Consider the following 17961-nt stretch of genomic DNA (forward strand, 5'->3'; position numbering starts at 1 on the left):
GTCTTGATCGTTATCAATTCTCCCCCTCTTTCAGGGCGTTACCTTCGCTGCAAATCAGCAATGTCGATTTAGAGAGCCACAGGCTCCATACAGGAGATACCCGATGAGCAAATTTTTGGACCGGTTTCGCTACTTCAAACAGAAGGGTGAAACTTTTGCCGATGGGCACGGCCAGGTTCTGGATACCAACCGGGACTGGGAAGACGGTTACCGCCAGCGCTGGCAGCATGACAAAGTCGTCCGTTCTACCCACGGTGTAAACTGCACTGGCTCATGTAGCTGGAAGATTTTCGTTAAAAACGGTCTGGTGACCTGGGAAATGCAGCAGACCGACTATCCGCGCACCCGTCCGGATATGCCGAACCACGAACCGCGCGGCTGCCCGCGTGGCGCCAGCTACTCCTGGTATCTCTACAGCGCTAACCGCCTTAAATACCCGCTGATGCGCAAACGCCTGATGAAAATGTGGCGTGAGGCGAAAGTTCAGCACAGCGATCCGGTTGAGGCCTGGGCGTCCATCATTGAGGACGCCGACAAAGCGAAAAGCTTCAAGCAGGCTCGCGGTCGCGGTGGATTCGTTCGCTCTTCCTGGAAAGAGGTGAACGAGCTGATTGCAGCCTCCAACGTTTACACCGTCAAAACCTACGGTCCTGACCGCGTGGCGGGCTTCTCGCCAATCCCGGCGATGTCGATGGTTTCCTACGCCTCCGGCGCGCGCTACCTGTCTCTTATCGGCGGTACCTGCCTGAGCTTCTACGACTGGTACTGCGACCTGCCGCCTGCCTCTCCGCAGACCTGGGGCGAGCAGACCGACGTGCCGGAATCCGCCGACTGGTACAACTCCAGCTACATCATCGCCTGGGGCTCTAACGTCCCGCAGACCCGTACCCCGGACGCGCACTTCTTTACTGAAGTCCGCTACAAGGGGACCAAAACCGTTGCGGTCACCCCGGACTACGCGGAAATCGCCAAGCTGTGCGACCTGTGGCTGGCACCGAAACAGGGTACCGATGCCGCGATGGCGATGGCGATGGGCCACGTCATGCTGCGTGAATTCCACCTCGACAAACCGAGCCAGTACTTCACCGACTACGTGCGTCGCTACACCGACATGCCGATGCTGGTGATGCTGGAAGAGCGTGAGGGCTACTATGCCGCGGGCCGCACGCTGCGCGCCGCCGATCTGGTAGACGCGCTGGGCCAGGAAAACAACCCTGAGTGGAAAACCGTTGCCTATAACAGCAACGGCGAGCTGGTCGCGCCAAACGGCTCTATCGGCTTCCGCTGGGGCGAGAAGGGCAAGTGGAACCTTGAGCAGCGCAATGGCACCACCGGTGAAGAGACGGAGCTGCGTCTCAGCATGCTGGGCAGCCAGGACGAGATCGCCGAGGTTGGCTTCCCGTACTTTGGCGGTGAAGGCTCCGAGCACTTCAACAAGGTTGAACTGAAAAACGTGCTGATGCACAAGCTGCCGGTTAAGCGCCTGCAGCTGGCCGACGGCTCTACCGCGCTGGTCACTACGGTCTATGACCTGACCATGGCGAACTACGGGCTGGAGCGCGGTCTGAACGACGAAAACTGCGCCACCGGCTATGACGACGTGAAGGCCTACACTCCGGCCTGGGCGGAGCAGATCACCGGCGTACCGCGCGCGCAGATCGTTCGTATCGCCCGCGAGTTTGCGGAAAACGCCGACAAAACCCACGGTCGTTCCATGATCATCGTCGGTGCCGGTCTGAACCACTGGTATCACCTCGATATGAACTATCGCGGTCTGATCAACATGCTGATCTTCTGCGGCTGCGTCGGTCAGAGCGGCGGCGGCTGGGCGCACTACGTGGGCCAGGAAAAACTGCGTCCGCAGACCGGCTGGCAGCCGCTGGCGTTTGCTCTCGACTGGCAGCGTCCGGCACGCCACATGAACAGCACCTCCTACTTCTATAACCACTCCAGCCAGTGGCGCTACGAGACGGTGACCGCGCAGGAGCTGCTGTCGCCGATGGCGGATAAATCCCGCTACAGCGGCCACCTGATTGACTTCAACGTGCGCGCCGAGCGTATGGGCTGGCTGCCGTCTGCGCCGCAGCTGGGCACTAACCCGCTGCGCATTGCGGAAGCGGCGAAGCAGGCGGGGATGTCGCCGGTGGATTACACCGTCAAATCCCTGAAGGATGGCTCCATTCGCTTCGCGGCAGAACAGCCGGAAAACGGTAAAAACCATCCGCGTAACCTGTTCATCTGGCGCTCCAACCTGCTGGGCTCGTCCGGTAAAGGCCACGAGTACATGCTGAAATACCTGCTCGGTACCGAAAACGGTATTCAGGGTAAAGATCTCGGCAAGCAGGGCGGCGTGAAGCCAGAAGAGGTGGAGTGGAAAGACAACGGTCTCGACGGCAAGCTGGATCTGGTGGTGACCCTCGACTTCCGTCTGTCCAGCACCTGCCTGTACTCCGACATCGTGCTGCCAACCGCCACCTGGTATGAAAAAGACGACATGAATACCTCGGATATGCATCCGTTTATTCATCCGCTTTCCGCGGCCGTTGACCCGGCGTGGGAATCGAAAAGCGACTGGGATATCTACAAAGACATCGCGAAGAAATTCTCTGAAGTCTGCGTAGGCCACCTGGGCAAAGAGACCGACGTGGTGACGCTGCCCATCCAGCACGACTCCGCCGCCGAACTGGCGCAGCCGCTGGACGTGAAGGACTGGAAAAAAGGCGAGTGCGACCTGATCCCGGGCGTCACCGCACCGCACATCATTCCGGTTGAACGCGACTACCCGGCAACCTACGAACGCTTTACCTCTATCGGCCCGCTGATGGAAAAAATCGGTAACGGCGGGAAGGGGATCGCCTGGAACACCCAGAGCGAAATGGATCTGCTGCGCAAGCTCAATTACACCAAAGCGGACGGCCCGGCCAAAGGCCAGCCAATGCTGAACACGGCGATTGATGCGGCAGAGATGATCCTGACCCTGGCCCCGGAAACCAACGGCCACGTGGCGGTGAAAGCCTGGGCGGCGCTGAGCGAATTTACCGGTCGCGACCACACGCATCTGGCGACGAATAAAGAGGAAGAGAAGATCCGCTTCCGCGATATTCAGGCCCAGCCGCGCAAGATTATCTCCAGCCCGACCTGGTCAGGACTTGAAGATGAGCACGTGTCCTATAACGCCGGCTACACCAACGTTCACGAGCTGATCCCGTGGCGTACCCTGTCCGGCCGTCAGTCGCTGTATCAGGATCACCAGTGGATGCGCGACTTCGGTGAAAGCCTGTTGGTATATCGTCCGCCAATCGACACCCGCTCCGTGAAAGCGGTGATGGGCGCGAAATCCAACGGTAACCCGGAGAAGGCGCTGAACTTCCTGACGCCGCACCAGAAGTGGGGGATCCACTCCACCTACAGCGACAACCTGCTGATGCTGACGCTTTCGCGCGGCGGCCCGATCGTCTGGATGAGCGAAGCGGACGCCAAAGATCTGGGCATTGAAGATAACGACTGGATCGAAGTGTTTAACAGCAACGGCGCCCTGACGGCGCGTGCGGTGGTGAGCCAGCGCGTACCGGCCGGGATGACCATGATGTACCACGCGCAGGAACGTATCGTGAACCTGCCGGGGTCCGAGATCACCGAGCAGCGCGGCGGGATCCACAACTCCGTCACCCGTATTACGCCGAAGCCGACCCACATGATCGGTGGCTATGCGCAGCTGGCCTACGGTTTTAACTACTACGGCACCGTAGGATCGAACCGCGATGAGTTCGTGGTGGTACGTAAGATGAAGAACATTAACTGGTTGGATGGCGAAGGCAATGACCAGGTACAGGAGAGCGTAAAATGAAAATTCGTTCACAAGTCGGCATGGTGCTGAATCTCGATAAGTGCATCGGCTGCCACACCTGTTCAGTGACCTGTAAAAACGTCTGGACCAGCCGCGAAGGTATGGAGTACGCCTGGTTCAACAACGTGGAAAGCAAGCCGGGCACCGGCTTCCCGACCGACTGGGAAAACCAGGAGAAGTGGAAGGGCGGCTGGATCCGTAAAATCAACGGCAAGCTGCAGCCGCGCATGGGTAACCGCGCGATGCTGCTGGGTAAAATCTTCGCTAACCCGCACCTGCCGGGCATTGAGGATTATTACGAGCCGTTTGATTACGACTACCAGAACCTGCACAACGCGCCGGAAAGCAAACACCAGCCGATCGCCCGTCCTCGCTCGCTGATCACAGGTCAGCGCATGGACAAAATTACCAGCGGTCCAAACTGGGAAGAAATTCTGGGCGGCGAATTCGAAAAGCGCGCGAAGGACCAGAACTTCGAGAACATGCAGAAGGCGATGTACGGCCAGTTCGAAAACACCTTCATGATGTATCTGCCGCGCCTGTGCGAGCACTGCCTCAACCCGGCGTGCGTGGCGACCTGCCCAAGCGGCGCCATCTACAAGCGTGAAGAAGACGGCATCGTGCTGATTGACCAGGACAAGTGCCGCGGCTGGCGCATGTGCATCACCGGCTGTCCGTACAAAAAAATCTACTTCAACTGGAAGAGCGGGAAGTCAGAGAAGTGCATCTTCTGCTATCCGCGCATCGAAGCCGGTATGCCGACCGTCTGCTCAGAGAGCTGCGTAGGCCGTATCCGCTACCTCGGCGTGCTGCTGTACGATGCTGACGCGATTGAGAATGCCGCAAGCACCGAGAACGAGAAAGATCTGTATCAGCGCCAGCTGGACGTGTTCCTCGATCCGAACGATCCGAAGGTGATTGAGCAGGCGCTGAAGGACGGCATTCCGCAGAGCGTGATTGACGCCGCGCAGCAGTCTCCGGTGTACAAAATGGCGATGGACTGGAAGCTGGCCCTCCCGCTGCACCCGGAATACCGAACGCTGCCGATGGTCTGGTACGTGCCGCCGCTGTCGCCAATTCAGTCTGCCGCTGACGCGGGCGAGCTGGGCAGCAACGGCATTTTGCCGGACGTGGAGAGCCTGCGTATCCCGGTTCAGTATCTGGCCAACCTGCTGACCGCAGGGGACACCCAGCCGGTACTGCTGGCGCTGAAACGTATGCTGGCGATGCGCCACTTCAAACGTGCTGAAACCGTTGACGGCGTGAACGATACCCGCGCGCTGGAAGAGGTGGGCCTGACCGAAGCGCAGGCGCAGGAGATGTACCGCTACCTGGCGATTGCCAACTACGAAGACCGTTTCGTTGTGCCGAGCAGCCACCGCGAGCTGGCCCGCGAGGCCTTCCCGGAGAAAAATGGCTGTGGCTTTACCTTCGGTGACGGTTGCCACGGGTCCGACAGCAAATTCAACCTGTTCAACAGCCGCCGCATCGACGCCATGGATGTGACCAGCAAAACGGAGCCGCACCAATGATTGAACTCGTCATTGTTTCGCGTCTGCTCGAGTACCCGGATGCTGCGCTTGCGCAGCATCAGCAGGAACTCTTTGATGCACTCGCGTCATCTGAAAACCTGGATAAAGACGATGCCCAGAAGCTGGGCGTTTTCCTCCGCGATCTTCTGGCGCGCGATCTGCTCGATGCCCAGGCGGACTACAGCCAGCTGTTTGACCGCGGGCGCGCGACGTCGCTGCTGCTGTTTGAACACGTTCACGGGGAATCCCGCGACCGCGGTCAGGCGATGGTGGACCTGATGGCCCAGTACGAGCAGCACGGCCTGCAGCTCGACAGCCGCGAGCTGCCGGACCACCTGCCGCTGTACCTTGAGTATCTGGCGCAGCTGCCAAAAGAAGAGGCGCTGGGCGGTCTGCAGGACATCGCCCCGATTCTGGCGCTGCTCGGCGCGCGTCTTCAGCAGCGCGAGAGCCGCTATGCGGTGCTGTTCGACCTGCTGGTGAAGCTGGCTAACACCTCTGTAGACAGTGAAAAAGTGGCGGAGAAAATCGCGGATGAAGCCCGCGACGATACCCCGCAGGCGCTGGACGCGGTCTGGGAAGAAGAGCAGGTGAAATTCTTTGCTGACCAGAACTGCGGCGAGTCTGAAATCTCCGCTCACCAGCGTCGTTTTGCCGGCGCGGTTGCCCCGCAATATTTGAATATCTCTAACGGAGGACGGCACTAATGCACTTCCTGAATATGTTCTTCTTTGACATTTACCCGTATATCGCGGGCACCGTGTTCCTGGTGGGAAGCTGGCTGCGCTATGACTACGGCCAGTACACCTGGCGTGCTGCCTCCAGCCAGATGCTGGATCGTAAGGGGATGCACGTCGCGTCTAACCTGTTCCACATCGGGATCCTGGGGATTTTCGCCGGTCACTTCCTCGGGATGCTGACCCCGCACTGGATGTACGAAGCGTGGCTGCCGATTGAGGTGAAGCAGAAGATGGCGATGATCGCCGGCGGTGCCTGCGGTGTGATGACCCTGGTGGGCGGCCTGCTGCTGCTGAAACGTCGTCTGTTCAGCCCGCGCGTGCGTGCGACCACCACCGCAGCGGACATCCTGATCCTCTCCCTGCTGATGGTGCAGTGTGCGCTGGGCCTGCTGACCATTCCGTTCTCGGCGCAGCATATGGACGGCAGCGAGATGATGAAGCTGGTGGGCTGGGCGCAGTCCGTGGTGACCTTCCACGGCGGAGCGTCTGAGCACCTGGACGGCGTGGCGTTTATCTTCCGCGTTCACCTTGTGCTGGGCATGACGCTGTTTGTGCTGTTCCCGTTCTCCCGCCTGGTGCACATCTGGAGCGCGCCGGTGGAGTACCTGACGCGCAAATACCAGATTGTGCGCGCCCGCCGCTAATTCAGCGTTTTGATACCAACCCCGCACTCGCGGGGTTTTTTTTCGCCCCAGCCCAGGTTGTTGCCCGCTGCCGCAAACAGGATCAACGCGCCGCCCGCCAGCTGCGTCAGGTTCAGCGAGTGTCCGAACACCACATTATCGACAACAATCGCCACCACCGGATAGATAAATGACAGGGAGCCGGTAATGGGGGTAGGTAGCTTTTGAATCGCGCTATACAGCAGCTGGTACATAATGCCGGTATGGACGATGCCGAGCGTCAGCAGGATCGGCCAGGGAAAATCACCGGAAAATGACGGCAGGCTGGCAAACGGCAGAAGCATCACCACGCCCGTCAGCACCTGGATAAAGGCTATATGCTGCGGTGCGATGGTTTTCAGTTTGCGCGCAATGATTGCCGTAAGCGCGTAGAAGAAGGCCGCGGCCATGGCCAGACCGATACCCGCCAGCCATTCAGTGCCGTGGGCGCCGGTCAGCTCGCTGGAGAGCAGTATCACCACACCGCCAAAGGCGAGGAACAGCCAGCCCCATTTCACCAGGCTGACGCGCTCGCCTAAAAACATCCCCATCAGAACCAGCATAAACGGCTGGGTGTTATAGACCACGGTAGAGAGGCCGATAGAGATGCGTTCATAGGCCGCGAAGAGCAGCAGCCAGTTCACCACTAAAGCCACGCCGCCGAGAATTGCCAGCAGCAGCGTGGTGCGGGTGAGGGGACTAAAGGGCTTTTGACTTACCCGGATAAAAATGAAAAGCGCCATTGCCCCAATAAGGCAGCGCCAGAACACCACTTCCGTCACCGGCAGGCCGCTGAGCAAAACAAACGCGCCGATAGAGCCAGAAATCAACATCGCCAGGCTCATCTGCCAGACGCCTTTATGGAAATCACGCATCATCCACCTCCTGATTGAATGACCCTATTGTCGAAAAACGCTGTCGGGTTTTACAGGGGTGATATAAGGTTGAAGGCGTTAACTGCTTTTTAAAATTAGGTGAAACGAGTGGAATACCTTATTGATGATATCGACCGGCAAATTTTAGCCTGCCTGGTAGAAGATGCGCGCATGTCTTTGAAGATGCTCAGCGGCCGCATCGGCCTGACCTCCCCCAGCACGGCAGAACGTCTGAAGCGGCTGGAGGAGCGGGGCGTGATTCAGGGATATGGTGCACGGGTGAATCTCGCGGCGCTGGGGTATACGCTGCAGGCGCTGGTGCGCGTGCGGCCTTTGCCGGGGCTGTTGCATAAGGTGGATAAATACATTCAGGCGATGCCGGAGTGTATTGAGAGCGACAAGGTGACCGGGGAAGACTGCTTTGTGATCAGGCTGGTGGTGCGATCGATTGAGCAACTGGATGTGCTGCTGGACGGGCTGGCGGAGCATGCCCAGTGTAATACGTCGATTGTGAAAAGTTCGCCGGTAAAGCGCCGGTTGCCGCCGATGCGAACAGAAAGTTAAGAGTCGTTTAGAAATGATGGTGGTGGGGGAAGGATGACTCGGCGCGTTGCGCCTCGCCCTTCGGGTCGTTGCCTGCGGCAACGCTTTCTCGCTACGCTCGAATCGAACCTTAGTCGAAGCTTCTCATCCTTCCCCGTTACGGAAATGCATGATGCCCGGTGCGAACAGAAAGTTAAGAGTCGTTTGGAAATGATGGTGGTGGGGGAAGGATTCGAACCTTCGAAGTCGATGACGGCAGATTTACAGTCTGCTCCCTTTGGCCGCTCGGGAACCCCACCAGGGGTAATTCAAATTTTGAGGTCGTGCTGAGAGATGGTGGTGGGGGAAGGATTCGAACCTTCGAAGTCGATGACGGCAGATTTACAGTCTGCTCCCTTTGGCCGCTCGGGAACCCCACCACGGGGTAATAGCTTTTTTACTGGCCTGCTTCCTGCTGGAAGCGGGGCGCATCATATCAAATGAGACGCCCCTGTAAAGCATTCCTTTAGGGAAATGAAGCTGTTTGCCTGCTTTTTATCCGTAAAGGCGCAAAGCTAATCAATTCATTTTCCGAAAGATTAAAGAATGATAGTTCTGTTACCGTAGACAAAGACACGCTGCGCCAGCACCTGATACAGGGCACGACTCAACACGTTCTTCTCAACGTCACGTCCGGCGCGCATCATATCTTCTGCGGTATAGGTGTGATCCACGTGAATCACGTCCTGCATGATGATTGGGCCTTCGTCCAGATTGTCATTCACGTAGTGCGCGGTGGCGCCGATGATCTTCACGCCGCGCTCGTACGCCTGATGGTATGGGCGGGCGCCAATAAAGGCCGGCAGGAACGAGTGGTGGATATTGATAATCTTGTTCGGGAAGCGGGCCACGAAGGAAGGCGTCAGCACGCGCATGTATTTCGCCAGCACCACGTAGTCCGGGTTATGCGCTTCAATGGCAGCAGCCATCAGGTTGTCGTGCTCTTCACGGGTATGGCCTTCATGGCTCACCAGCTCAAACGGAATATCAAAACGCTCAACCAGCGTGCGCAGGGTTTCGTGATTGCCGATAACGGCGGCAATTTCCACGTCCAGACCGCCGTAATTGGCTTTCATCAACAGATCGCCCAGGCAGTGAGCCTCTTTCGTCACCAGAATCACAATGCGACGACGGCCTGCAGGATTCAGCTCACGCACGGAGCCTTCCGGCAGCGCGCTGTCCAGATCGGCCAGCAGGGTGGTGTCGTTGAAAATGCCTTCCAGCTCGGTGCGCATGAAGAAGCGACCGGTACGGTGGTCAACGAACTCGTTGTTCTGCACGATATTCAGTTCATGCTTGTAGCAAATATTGGTAATTCGTGCGATCAGCCCTTTTTGATCGGGACAGATAGTGCGCAGAACTTTACGTTGTAATGATTGCATCGCCGGGAAATCCTGTTTGTATTTGCGAAGTCTGGGTTGTCAGGCGTTACTGCCCGCAACACTTTTTGAATTTTTTTCCTGAACCACAAGGGCAGGGATCGTTACGACCAAACTGTGGACGCGTACCGTCAATATAATACCATTGCCCGCTTTCCTTTAAGAACCGGGAACGCTCGATAATGGCGCCGAGCCTGGCGTTCTCGGTAAAACGGGCAACAAAGCTGACAAAGCCTTCGTCGTCGTGGCTGCCCGGTGAGGATTCAAACACGGTAAGTCCAAGCCAGCGGGTGTTGGCGAACCCGGTTTCAATTTCCTGTCGGAAATCGGCGGCGTGGCAGGACGGGTGCCAGGTTTTTATCAGGTAGTCTGCGTCTTTGATCACAAAAGCAGTATACCGTGAACGCATGAGGTGTGACGGATCCGGTGCAACCTGATTGCCAGAAAGATATCGCTGGCAACATAGGCTATACTCCAGAGCGCTACCGCAAGGGCAGAGTTGAGACACGATTCTCTTCCTGGAACAAAAAATAAGGGCGTAAAACGCCTCGGGTAGCACTATGTTAACTGAGCAGTTGCGTTGACGCTATGTCAGGAATCCAGGGGAAGTAAAACAGGGCTAATGAGAAAGGTTAAAATTGGACTGGCGCTGGGATCAGGTGCAGCCCGGGGATGGTCTCATATCGGCGTGATTAATGCCTTAAACAAGATGGGCGTTGACGTTGATATCGTTGCAGGATGTTCAATAGGATCGCTTGTCGGCTCCGCCTACGCGTGCGGCAAGCTCCCGGAGCTCGAAACCTGGGTGCGCTCCTTCAGCTATTGGGACGTGCTGCGTCTGATGGATCTCTCCTGGCAGCGCGGTGGGCTGTTGCGCGGTGAACGCGTCTTTAACCAGTTCCGCCGGGTGATGCCTCTCGAAGACTTTACTGACTGCCGGATGCCTTTTGGCGCGGTCGCAACCAATCTCAGCACAGGCCGTGAACTCTGGCTGACCGAAGGGGATATTCACCTTGCGGTGCGTGCTTCATGCAGTATCCCCGGGCTTATGGCCCCCGTGCCCCATAACGGTTACTGGCTTGTGGATGGTGGCGTCGTGAACCCGGTACCCATCTCTCTGACGCGTGCCATGGGGGCCGATATCGTCATCGCCGTGGATTTGCAGCACGATGCTCATCTGATGCAGCAAGACCTTATGCCGGTCAATCTCCAGAGCGAAGATGCCGAAGTCGAGAAGCTTGCCTGGCATGAGCGCCTGCGCGGAAGAATTGGTCGCCTGGCCGCACGACGGTCGGTTGCCGCACCGACGGCCATGGAGATCATGACCACCTCAATTCAGGTTCTTGAGAATCGCCTTAAACGTAACCGTATGGCAGGCGATCCTCCGGATATTCTTATTCAACCTTACTGTCCGCAAATCTCTACCCTTGATTTCCATCGGGCTGAGGCCGCCATCGCAGCGGGCTCGCTAGCCGTCGAAAAGAAAATAGACGAGTTGCTGCCGTTTGTGCGAACAGCACGTTAAGCACCTTTTTTTGACTACTTCAGCAAAATCTGACAGGCGATAGTGCCGATAGCATGCCACTATTTAGTAACTGTCAGCCAGGGGAGGAACCATGACGCAGCCATTGGCCGGAAAACACATTTTGATTGTTGAAGACGAGCCCGTTTTCCGATCGCTACTGGATTCGTGGTTATCCTCGCTGGGAGCAAACACTTTACTGGCTGAAGATGGTGTCGACGCGCTGGAAAAAATGACCGGTATTACGCCCGATCTGATGATTTGCGACATCGCGATGCCGCGAATGAATGGGCTGAAACTGGTTGAGCATCTGCGCAACGAGGGTGACCAGATGCCCATTCTGGTGATCTCCGCGACAGAGAATATGGCGGATATTGCCAAAGCATTACGTCTTGGTGTTCAGGATATTCTGCTGAAACCCGTCAAAGACCTGAGCCGGTTACGTGAAACGGTATTAGCGTGCCTTTATCCGAATATGTTTAATTCCCGCGTTGAGGAAGAGGAACGTCTTTTTCAGGACTGGGACGCGCTGGTGAGTAATCCGCCAGCGGCGGCGAAATTGCTGCAAGAGCTTCAGCCTCCCGTTCAGCAAACTATTTCCCACTGCCGCGTAAATTATCGTCAGCTGGTGGCGGCCGATCAGCCCGGGCTGGTGCTGGATATTGCACCTCTGTCTGATTCCGACCTCGCATTTTATTCTCTGGACGTAACCCGTGCAGGGGATAATGGCGTATTAGCCGCGCTGTTACTTCGTGCGCTCTTTAATGGATTATTGCAGGAACAGTTATCGCATCAGGGACAACGGCTCCCTGAGTTAGGCAGTTTACTCAAACAGGTAAACCAGCTTTTTCGTCAGGCCAATTTACCCGGACAGTTCCCGCTGCTGGTTGGTTATTACCATAGCGGTTTAAAGAATCTTATCCTCGTTTCAGCAGGCCTCAACGCGTCACTGAATACCGGAGAACACCATATTCAGGTGAGTAACGGCGTGCCGCTAGGAACACTGGGAACGGCATATCTCAATCAAATTAGCCATCGTTGTTCTTCCTGGCAGTGCCAAATTTGGGGTGCCGGGGGAAGGCTACGCTTAATGTTGTCCACGGAATAAGCAATTGGATCTTAATTTTAAGATTGCTTTACCTGTGTTTTCTCGGGAGTGCTACTATCGCTGCCCAGATTCATGCGTATTTGTCCTAATTGATCGGCAACGCGTTCTTTTCAGACCCGGACTGCGGGGCGAGGCTGATATACTCAACGCGTTATTTATTGCATAAAAGTTCAAAACTTGAACAGCTCAGGAGAATTTGAATGGCTGCCCTAAATTCGAAAGTCAGAAAGGCCGTCATCCCGGTAGCGGGATTGGGGACCAGGATGTTACCAGCAACTAAGGCGATTCCTAAAGAGATGCTGCCTCTGGTTGATAAGCCATTAATCCAGTATGTCGTTAATGAGTGTATCGCGGCCGGCATCACTGAAATTGTGCTCGTTACGCATTCATCTAAAAACTCTATCGAAAACCACTTCGATACAAGTTTTGAACTCGAAGCCATGCTGGAAAAACGCGTTAAGCGTCAGCTGTTAGAAGAAGTTCAGTCTATTTGCCCTCCGCACGTCACCATTATGCAGGTCCGTCAGGGGCTGGCTAAAGGTCTGGGCCACGCGGTTATGTGTGCACACCCGGTTGTGGGTGATGAGCCTGTCGCGGTTATTCTGCCTGACGTGATTCTGGATGAATATGAATCCGATCTTTCCCAGGATAACCTAGCTGAGATGATCCACCGCTTCGACGAAACGGGCTGCAGCCAGATCATGGTTGAGCCAGTTGAAGACGTGACCGCTTACGGTGTGGTTGACTGCAAGGGCGTGAACCTTGAGCCAGGCGAAAGCGTGCCAATGGTTGGTGTCGTAGAGAAGCCTAAAGCCGACGTAGCGCCGTCTAATCTGGCGGTGGTGGGTCGCTATGTCCTGAGTGCTGAAATCTGGCCTCTGCTGGCGAAAACGCCTCCAGGAGCAGGGGATGAAATCCAGCTGACGGATGCCATTGATATGCTGATCGAGAAAGAGACCGTTGAGGCTTACCACATGAAAGGTAAGAGCCATGACTGCGGTAATAAGCTCGGTTATATGCAGGCGTTCGTTGAATATGGCATTCGCCATAATACGCTGGGTGAAGAATTTAAAGGCTGGCTCAAAGAGAGTATGGGTATTAAGAAATAATCCAGGCGTAAATCTCTGAAACCGGTGTGGCGCTGCCCACCGGTTTTTTTATGCCCATAAAACAGCATGACCAGCCTGTTTGTAAGCAAAACTAAATAGGCGAATAACGCTTTATGACGGAGTGTAAGAGGATGTTTGTGATAAATTGCGGGCAAAAAAAATCCCACCAGAGGCGGGATTTTTCTGAATTCGGCGTGATTAATCCTTGATCAGGAAGTCATCCAGCTGTTTACCTTGCTCATCCATGGCTTTCTTGATTACAGCAGGAGTACGGCCCTGGCCGGTCCAGGTTTTAGTTTCGCCGTTCTCATCAACATAGCTATATTTAGCAGGACGGGCAGCGCGTTTTGCTTTGGTACCGGTTTTTGCAGCAGCCATGCTGTTCAGCAATTCATTTGGATCGATACCATCAGCAATCAGCATTTCACGATATTGCTGCAGTTTACGCGTACGCTCTTCGATTTCAGCAGCAGCAGCGCTTTCTTCTTCGCGACGTTCATTAACTACAACTTCTAATTTTTCCAGCATTTCTTCGAGCGTTTCAAGGGTACATTCTCTTGCCTGCGCACGAAGAGTACGGATGTTGTTCAGAATTTTAAGTGCTTCGCTCATTGTAGTAATCTCAAACTTATAATGGGGGGTGGTTTGTTGACCTAATAATAGAGCCATAAATTCAGATGTGCAATAGCCAGGAATGTAAGGAATTCAAAAAATACTAAATAAAGCCGCTATTATTAATTACGCTAACTTAAATTTCCTCTTTGACAGTCTCGCTTGTTATCACGATAACCTGCTTAACCCCGCCGCTTGCATCTTTTTTTGTGACATTTACCGCAGGAATTATAGTTTCGGCGGATAAATATCAGCCTTTTGTATTAGTTCCTGGCGACGGTGTTAAGGCAGGAATAGTTAATAAATAGTGAATTTTAATGAACGCAGATTCCACTATAAAAAGAAGTGTTATGTTTGGCTAACCATATAACCTATTCACCCGCATGACCGCCTTTACTCTCTGTTTTAGCGGATTATTTTTGCGAGAAGGGGGTGTTTTACACCTTTCAGCACGGCATCGTTTGTGCGGCGTGTCGCTGATGACCAGACAAAATATGGTACAATGAATCATCGGGAATATTACACATTGATTAGGGTTTTACGGCCAATGGCACAACTTTATTTCTACTATTCGGCAATGAATGCCGGGAAATCCACCGCGCTACTGCAATCCTCATACAATTACCAGGAACGAGGAATGCGTACCGTAGTTTATACCGCTGAAATCGACGATCGCTTCGGTGCAGGGAAGGTGAGTTCCAGAATAGGCCTCTCTTCGCCAGCCAGGCTGTTTAACCCGCAAACCGACCTGCTGCAGGATATCCGCGCTGCGCATGCGTCAGAGCCCATTCATTGCGTGCTGGTGGATGAGAGCCAGTTCCTGACGCGTGAACAGGTGCATGCGCTCTCTGAAGTGGTTGATGAACTCGATATCCCCGTTCTGTGCTACGGGCTGCGTACGGACTTCCGCGGGGAACTGTTTGCCGGAAGCCAGTATTTGCTTGCATGGTCAGATAAGCTGGTTGAACTGAAAACTATCTGTTTTTGCGGACGCAAGGCCAGCATGGTGCTTCGTCTGGACCAGGCCGGAAAACCTTACGCGGACGGTGAGCAGGTGGTGATTGGCGGCAATGAACGCTATGTGTCGGTCTGTCGTAAGCATTATAAGGAAGCGTTGTCCGTAGGCTCGCTGACGGCGATCCAGCACGACAACAGAAAATAATATCCGCTGATATTCAGACATAAAAAAACCCGCCTGTATGGCGGGTTTTTTCATCATGCTGTCAGTTAAGCGCTTTTCTTCGCTTTCTTGTCAGCTTTAATGACCGGAGCGTCTGTTTTCACAGCAGCAACGTCACCTTCTTTGAACTCACGACCGTAGTAGGTATCCAGCAGAATCTGCTTCAGCTCGGAGATCAGTGGGTAGCGCGGGTTAGCACCAGTACACTGGTCATCGAAGGCATCTTCAGACAGCTTGTCTACGTGAGCGAGGAAGTCAGCTTCCTGAACGCCTGCTTCACGGATAGATTTAGGAATACCCAGTTCAGCTTTCAGGCTTTCCAGCCATGCCAGCAGTTTCTCAATCTTCGCAGCAGTACGGTCGCCCGGTGCGCTCAGACCAAGGTGGTCAGCGATTTCAGCATAACGACGACGCGCTTGCGGACGGTCGTACTGGCTGAACGCAGTCTGCTTGGTTGGGTTGTCGTTAGCGTTATAGCGGATAACGTTGCTGATCAACAGGGCGTTCGCCAGACCGTGAGGAATGTGGAACTGTGAACCCAGCTTGTGCGCCATAGAGTGGCAAACACCCAGGAAGGCGTTCGCAAACGCGATACCGGCGATGGTTGCTGCACTGTGGACACGTTCACGTGCTACAGGGTTTTTAGAGCCTTCATTGTAGGACGCTGGCAGGTTTTCTTTCAGCAGTTTCAGAGCCTGCAGAGCCTGACCGTCAGAGAACTCAGACGCCAGTACAGAAACGTAGGCTTCCAGCGCGTGAGTCACCGCATCCAGACCACCGAACGCACACAGAGACTTCGGCATTTCCATTACCAGGTTGGCATCAACGATAGCCATATCTGGCGTCAGCGCGTAGTCAGCCAGCGGGTATTTCTGACCTGTTGCGTCATCCGTTACAACCGCAAATGGTGTGACTTCCGAACCGGTACCGGAAGTGGTGGTGACGGCGATCATTTTCGCTTTCACGCCCATTTTCGGGAACTTGTAGATACGTTTACGGATGTCCATAAAGCGCAGCGCCAGCTCTTCGAAGTGGGTTTCCGGATGTTCGTACATGACCCACATGATTTTCGCGGCGTCCATTGGGGAACCACCACCCAGTGCGATAATCACATCTGGTTTGAAGGAGTTCGCCAGTTCAGCACCTTTGCGTACAACGCTCAGGGTTGGGTCAGCTTCAACTTCAAAGAACACTTCAGTTTCGACGCCAGCCGCTTTCAGCACAGAGGTGATCTGGTCAGCGTAGCCGTTGTTGAACAGGAAACGGTCAGTCACGATGAGCGCACGTTTGTGGCCATCAGTAATCACTTCATCCAGCGCGATTGGCAGAGAGCCACGGCGGAAGTAGATAGATTTCGGAAGTTTGTGCCACAACATGTTTTCAGCTCGCTTAGCAACGGTTTTCTTGTTGATCAGGTGTTTTGGACCAACGTTTTCAGAGATGGAGTTACCACCCCAGGAACCACAACCCAGAGTCAGGGAAGGTGCGAGTTTGAAGTTATACAGGTCACCGATACCACCCTGAGAAGCAGGGGTGTTAATCAGGATACGGGCAGTTTTCATCATCTGGCCGAAGTGGGCAACACGCTCAGGCTGGTTATCCTGGTCGGTGTACAGACATGAGGTATGACCGATACCGCCCATGGCAACCAGCTTCTCGGCTTTTTCTACCGCGTCTTCGAAATCTTTCGCACGGTACATCGCAAGCGTAGGAGACAGTTTTTCGTGAGCAAACGGCTCGCTTTCGTCGACAACTTTAACTTCACCGATCAAGATCTTGGTGGTCGCCGGAACGGTAAAGCCTGCGAGTTCAGCGATTTTATAGGCTGGCTGACCTACGATAGCAGCGTTCAGCGCGCCATTTTTCAGGATGATGTCCTGAACTGCTTTCAGCTCTTTGCCCTGCAGCAGGTAGCCGCCGTGGCTGGCGAAACGTTCGCGTACTGCGTCGTACACGGAATCAACAACAACTACAGACTGTTCAGATGCACAGATAACGCCGTTATCGAAGGTTTTAGACATCAGAACAGACGCAACAGCACGTTTGATGTCAGCGGTTTCATCGATAACAACAGGGGTGTTACCTGCGCCTACACCGATTGCTGGTTTACCAGAGCTGTATGCTGCTTTAACCATACCAGGACCACCGGTCGCCAGAATCAGGTTAATGTCCGGGTGATGCATCAGCGCGTTAGACAGTTCAACAGAAGGTTGGTCGATCCAGCCAATCAGATCTTTTGGTGCGCCCGCAGCAATTGCTGCCTGCAGAACGATGTCTGCTGCTTTATTTGTCGCGTCTTTCGCACGTGGATGTGGAGAGAAGATGATTGCGTTACGGGTCTTCAGGCTGATCAGCGATTTGAAGATAGCCGTTGAAGTTGGGTTAGTTGTTGGAACAATACCGCAAATGATGCCGATAGGTTCGGCGATGGTGATCGTCCCGAAGGTGTCGTCTTCAGACAGAACGCCACAGGTTTTCTCATCTTTATAGGCGTTGTAGATATACTCAGAAGCAAAGTGGTTTTTGATCACTTTATCTTCAACGATACCCATGCCAGATTCGGCAACGGCCATTTTAGCGAGAGGGATTCGAGCATCTGCAGCAGCCAGAGCGGCCGCGCGGAAGATTTTATCAACCTGTTCTTGGGTGAAATTGGCATATTCACGCTGGGCCTTTTTAACGCGCTCGACGAGGGCGTTCAGTTCAGCGATATTAGTAACAGCCATAATGCTCTCCTGATAATGTTTAAACTCTTTTAGTAAACCAGCGCTCGATACGTCAGACAGTATAGACAGTGCCAATACGACTTGCGT

Annotated in this window: 14 protein-coding genes, 2 tRNA genes and 1 other RNA gene; 9 read left to right on the forward strand and 8 right to left on the reverse strand. The window is 54.6% G+C overall.

Annotated features, from left to right (window positions below; genetic code table 11):
• Window positions 1-103: 103 nt before the first annotated feature.
• Genes UTO39_RS01615 through narI form a run of 4 tightly spaced genes read left to right on the forward strand, consistent with a single transcriptional unit; the run spans window position 104 to window position 6763 of the window.
• Complete coding sequence (locus tag UTO39_RS01615) at window positions 104-3847, forward strand: nitrate reductase subunit alpha (protein ID WP_320726280.1); 3744 nt, start codon at window positions 104-106, stop codon at window positions 3845-3847.
• Window positions 3844-5379 carry a nitrate reductase subunit beta gene (gene narH / locus UTO39_RS01620; protein ID WP_119915826.1) on the forward strand — a complete coding sequence of 512 codons (1536 nt, stop codon included), beginning with the start codon at window positions 3844-3846 and terminating at the stop codon, window positions 5377-5379. The genes UTO39_RS01615 and narH overlap by 4 nt, the downstream gene beginning before the upstream one ends.
• On the forward strand, window positions 5376-6086 hold the full coding sequence (narJ, locus tag UTO39_RS01625; RefSeq protein ID WP_061097972.1) for a nitrate reductase molybdenum cofactor assembly chaperone: 711 nt from the start codon (window positions 5376-5378) through the stop codon (window positions 6084-6086). Before narH ends, narJ begins: the two co-directional genes overlap by 4 nt.
• Entirely contained in the window at window positions 6086-6763 is a 678-nt protein-coding gene (narI, locus tag UTO39_RS01630; protein WP_021240339.1) for a respiratory nitrate reductase subunit gamma, read from the forward strand. Before narJ ends, narI begins: the two co-directional genes overlap by 1 nt.
• Here the strand turns inward: narI and UTO39_RS01635 are convergent.
• Window positions 6760-7656 (reverse strand): DMT family transporter, encoded by an 897-nt coding sequence (locus UTO39_RS01635; protein ID WP_320726650.1) that lies wholly within the window; start codon window positions 7654-7656, stop codon window positions 6760-6762. The two genes, narI and UTO39_RS01635, sit on opposite strands and share 4 nt — an antisense overlap.
• Window positions 7657-7764: 108 nt before the next feature.
• Here UTO39_RS01635 and UTO39_RS01640 point away from each other — a divergent pair, with 108 nt between their 5' ends.
• A complete protein-coding gene (locus UTO39_RS01640) occupies window positions 7765-8220 on the forward strand; it encodes an Lrp/AsnC family transcriptional regulator (protein ID WP_320726281.1) in 456 nt (151 codons plus the stop codon).
• A 17-nt stretch (window positions 8221-8237) separates the two neighbouring features.
• Here UTO39_RS01640 and UTO39_RS01645 read toward each other — a convergent pair.
• From UTO39_RS01645 to UTO39_RS01665, 5 genes are all read right to left on the reverse strand, one after another.
• Window positions 8238-8368, reverse strand: a non-coding RNA gene (locus tag UTO39_RS01645) — RtT sRNA.
• A 45-nt stretch (window positions 8369-8413) separates the two neighbouring features.
• Window positions 8414-8498 (reverse strand) — tRNA-Tyr (locus UTO39_RS01650).
• Between the two features lie 35 nt (window positions 8499-8533).
• Window positions 8534-8618, reverse strand: a tRNA-Tyr gene (locus UTO39_RS01655).
• A 159-nt stretch (window positions 8619-8777) separates the two neighbouring features.
• Complete coding sequence (purU, locus tag UTO39_RS01660; protein ID WP_003856715.1) at window positions 8778-9620, reverse strand: formyltetrahydrofolate deformylase; 843 nt, start codon at window positions 9618-9620, stop codon at window positions 8778-8780.
• A 46-nt stretch (window positions 9621-9666) separates the two neighbouring features.
• On the reverse strand, window positions 9667-10125 hold the full coding sequence (locus tag UTO39_RS01665; protein ID WP_320726282.1) for a YchJ family protein: 459 nt from the start codon (window positions 10123-10125) through the stop codon (window positions 9667-9669).
• Between the two features lie 114 nt (window positions 10126-10239).
• Between UTO39_RS01665 and rssA the strand changes: the two genes are divergently transcribed.
• From rssA to galU, 3 genes are all read left to right on the forward strand, one after another.
• Window positions 10240-11142: a patatin-like phospholipase RssA gene (gene rssA, locus UTO39_RS01670; RefSeq protein ID WP_320726283.1), complete on the forward strand. Its 903-nt coding sequence runs from the start codon at window positions 10240-10242 to the stop codon at window positions 11140-11142.
• Between the two features lie 91 nt (window positions 11143-11233).
• Window positions 11234-12247 (forward strand): two-component system response regulator RssB, encoded by a 1014-nt coding sequence (gene rssB, locus UTO39_RS01675; protein WP_061097977.1) that lies wholly within the window; start codon window positions 11234-11236, stop codon window positions 12245-12247.
• Between the two features lie 200 nt (window positions 12248-12447).
• Window positions 12448-13356, forward strand: a complete 909-nt coding sequence (gene galU, locus UTO39_RS01680; RefSeq protein WP_028013435.1) for a UTP--glucose-1-phosphate uridylyltransferase GalU — start codon at window positions 12448-12450, stop codon at window positions 13354-13356.
• A 198-nt stretch (window positions 13357-13554) separates the two neighbouring features.
• Here the strand turns inward: galU and hns are convergent, their stop codons facing one another.
• Window positions 13555-13968, reverse strand: a complete 414-nt coding sequence (gene hns / locus UTO39_RS01685) for a histone-like nucleoid-structuring protein H-NS (RefSeq protein WP_008502781.1) — start codon at window positions 13966-13968, stop codon at window positions 13555-13557.
• A 547-nt stretch (window positions 13969-14515) separates the two neighbouring features.
• On the opposite strand from hns, the gene tdk reads away from it, so the two are divergent.
• Complete coding sequence (gene tdk / locus UTO39_RS01690) at window positions 14516-15130, forward strand: thymidine kinase (RefSeq protein WP_151413128.1); 615 nt, start codon at window positions 14516-14518, stop codon at window positions 15128-15130.
• Window positions 15131-15195: 65 nt separating this feature from the next.
• Here tdk and adhE read toward each other — a convergent pair whose 3' ends face one another.
• The gene (gene adhE, locus UTO39_RS01695) at window positions 15196-17874 is read right to left on the reverse strand and encodes a bifunctional acetaldehyde-CoA/alcohol dehydrogenase (protein WP_253542328.1); all 2679 of its coding nucleotides are present in this window, start codon (window positions 17872-17874) and stop codon (window positions 15196-15198) included.
• Window positions 17875-17961: the final 87 nt, after the last annotated feature.

Origin of the sequence: Enterobacter sp. 118C5 (genome assembly GCF_034107645.1) — a bacterium.
Taxonomy (GTDB): domain Bacteria; phylum Pseudomonadota; class Gammaproteobacteria; order Enterobacterales; family Enterobacteriaceae; genus Enterobacter; species Enterobacter nematophilus.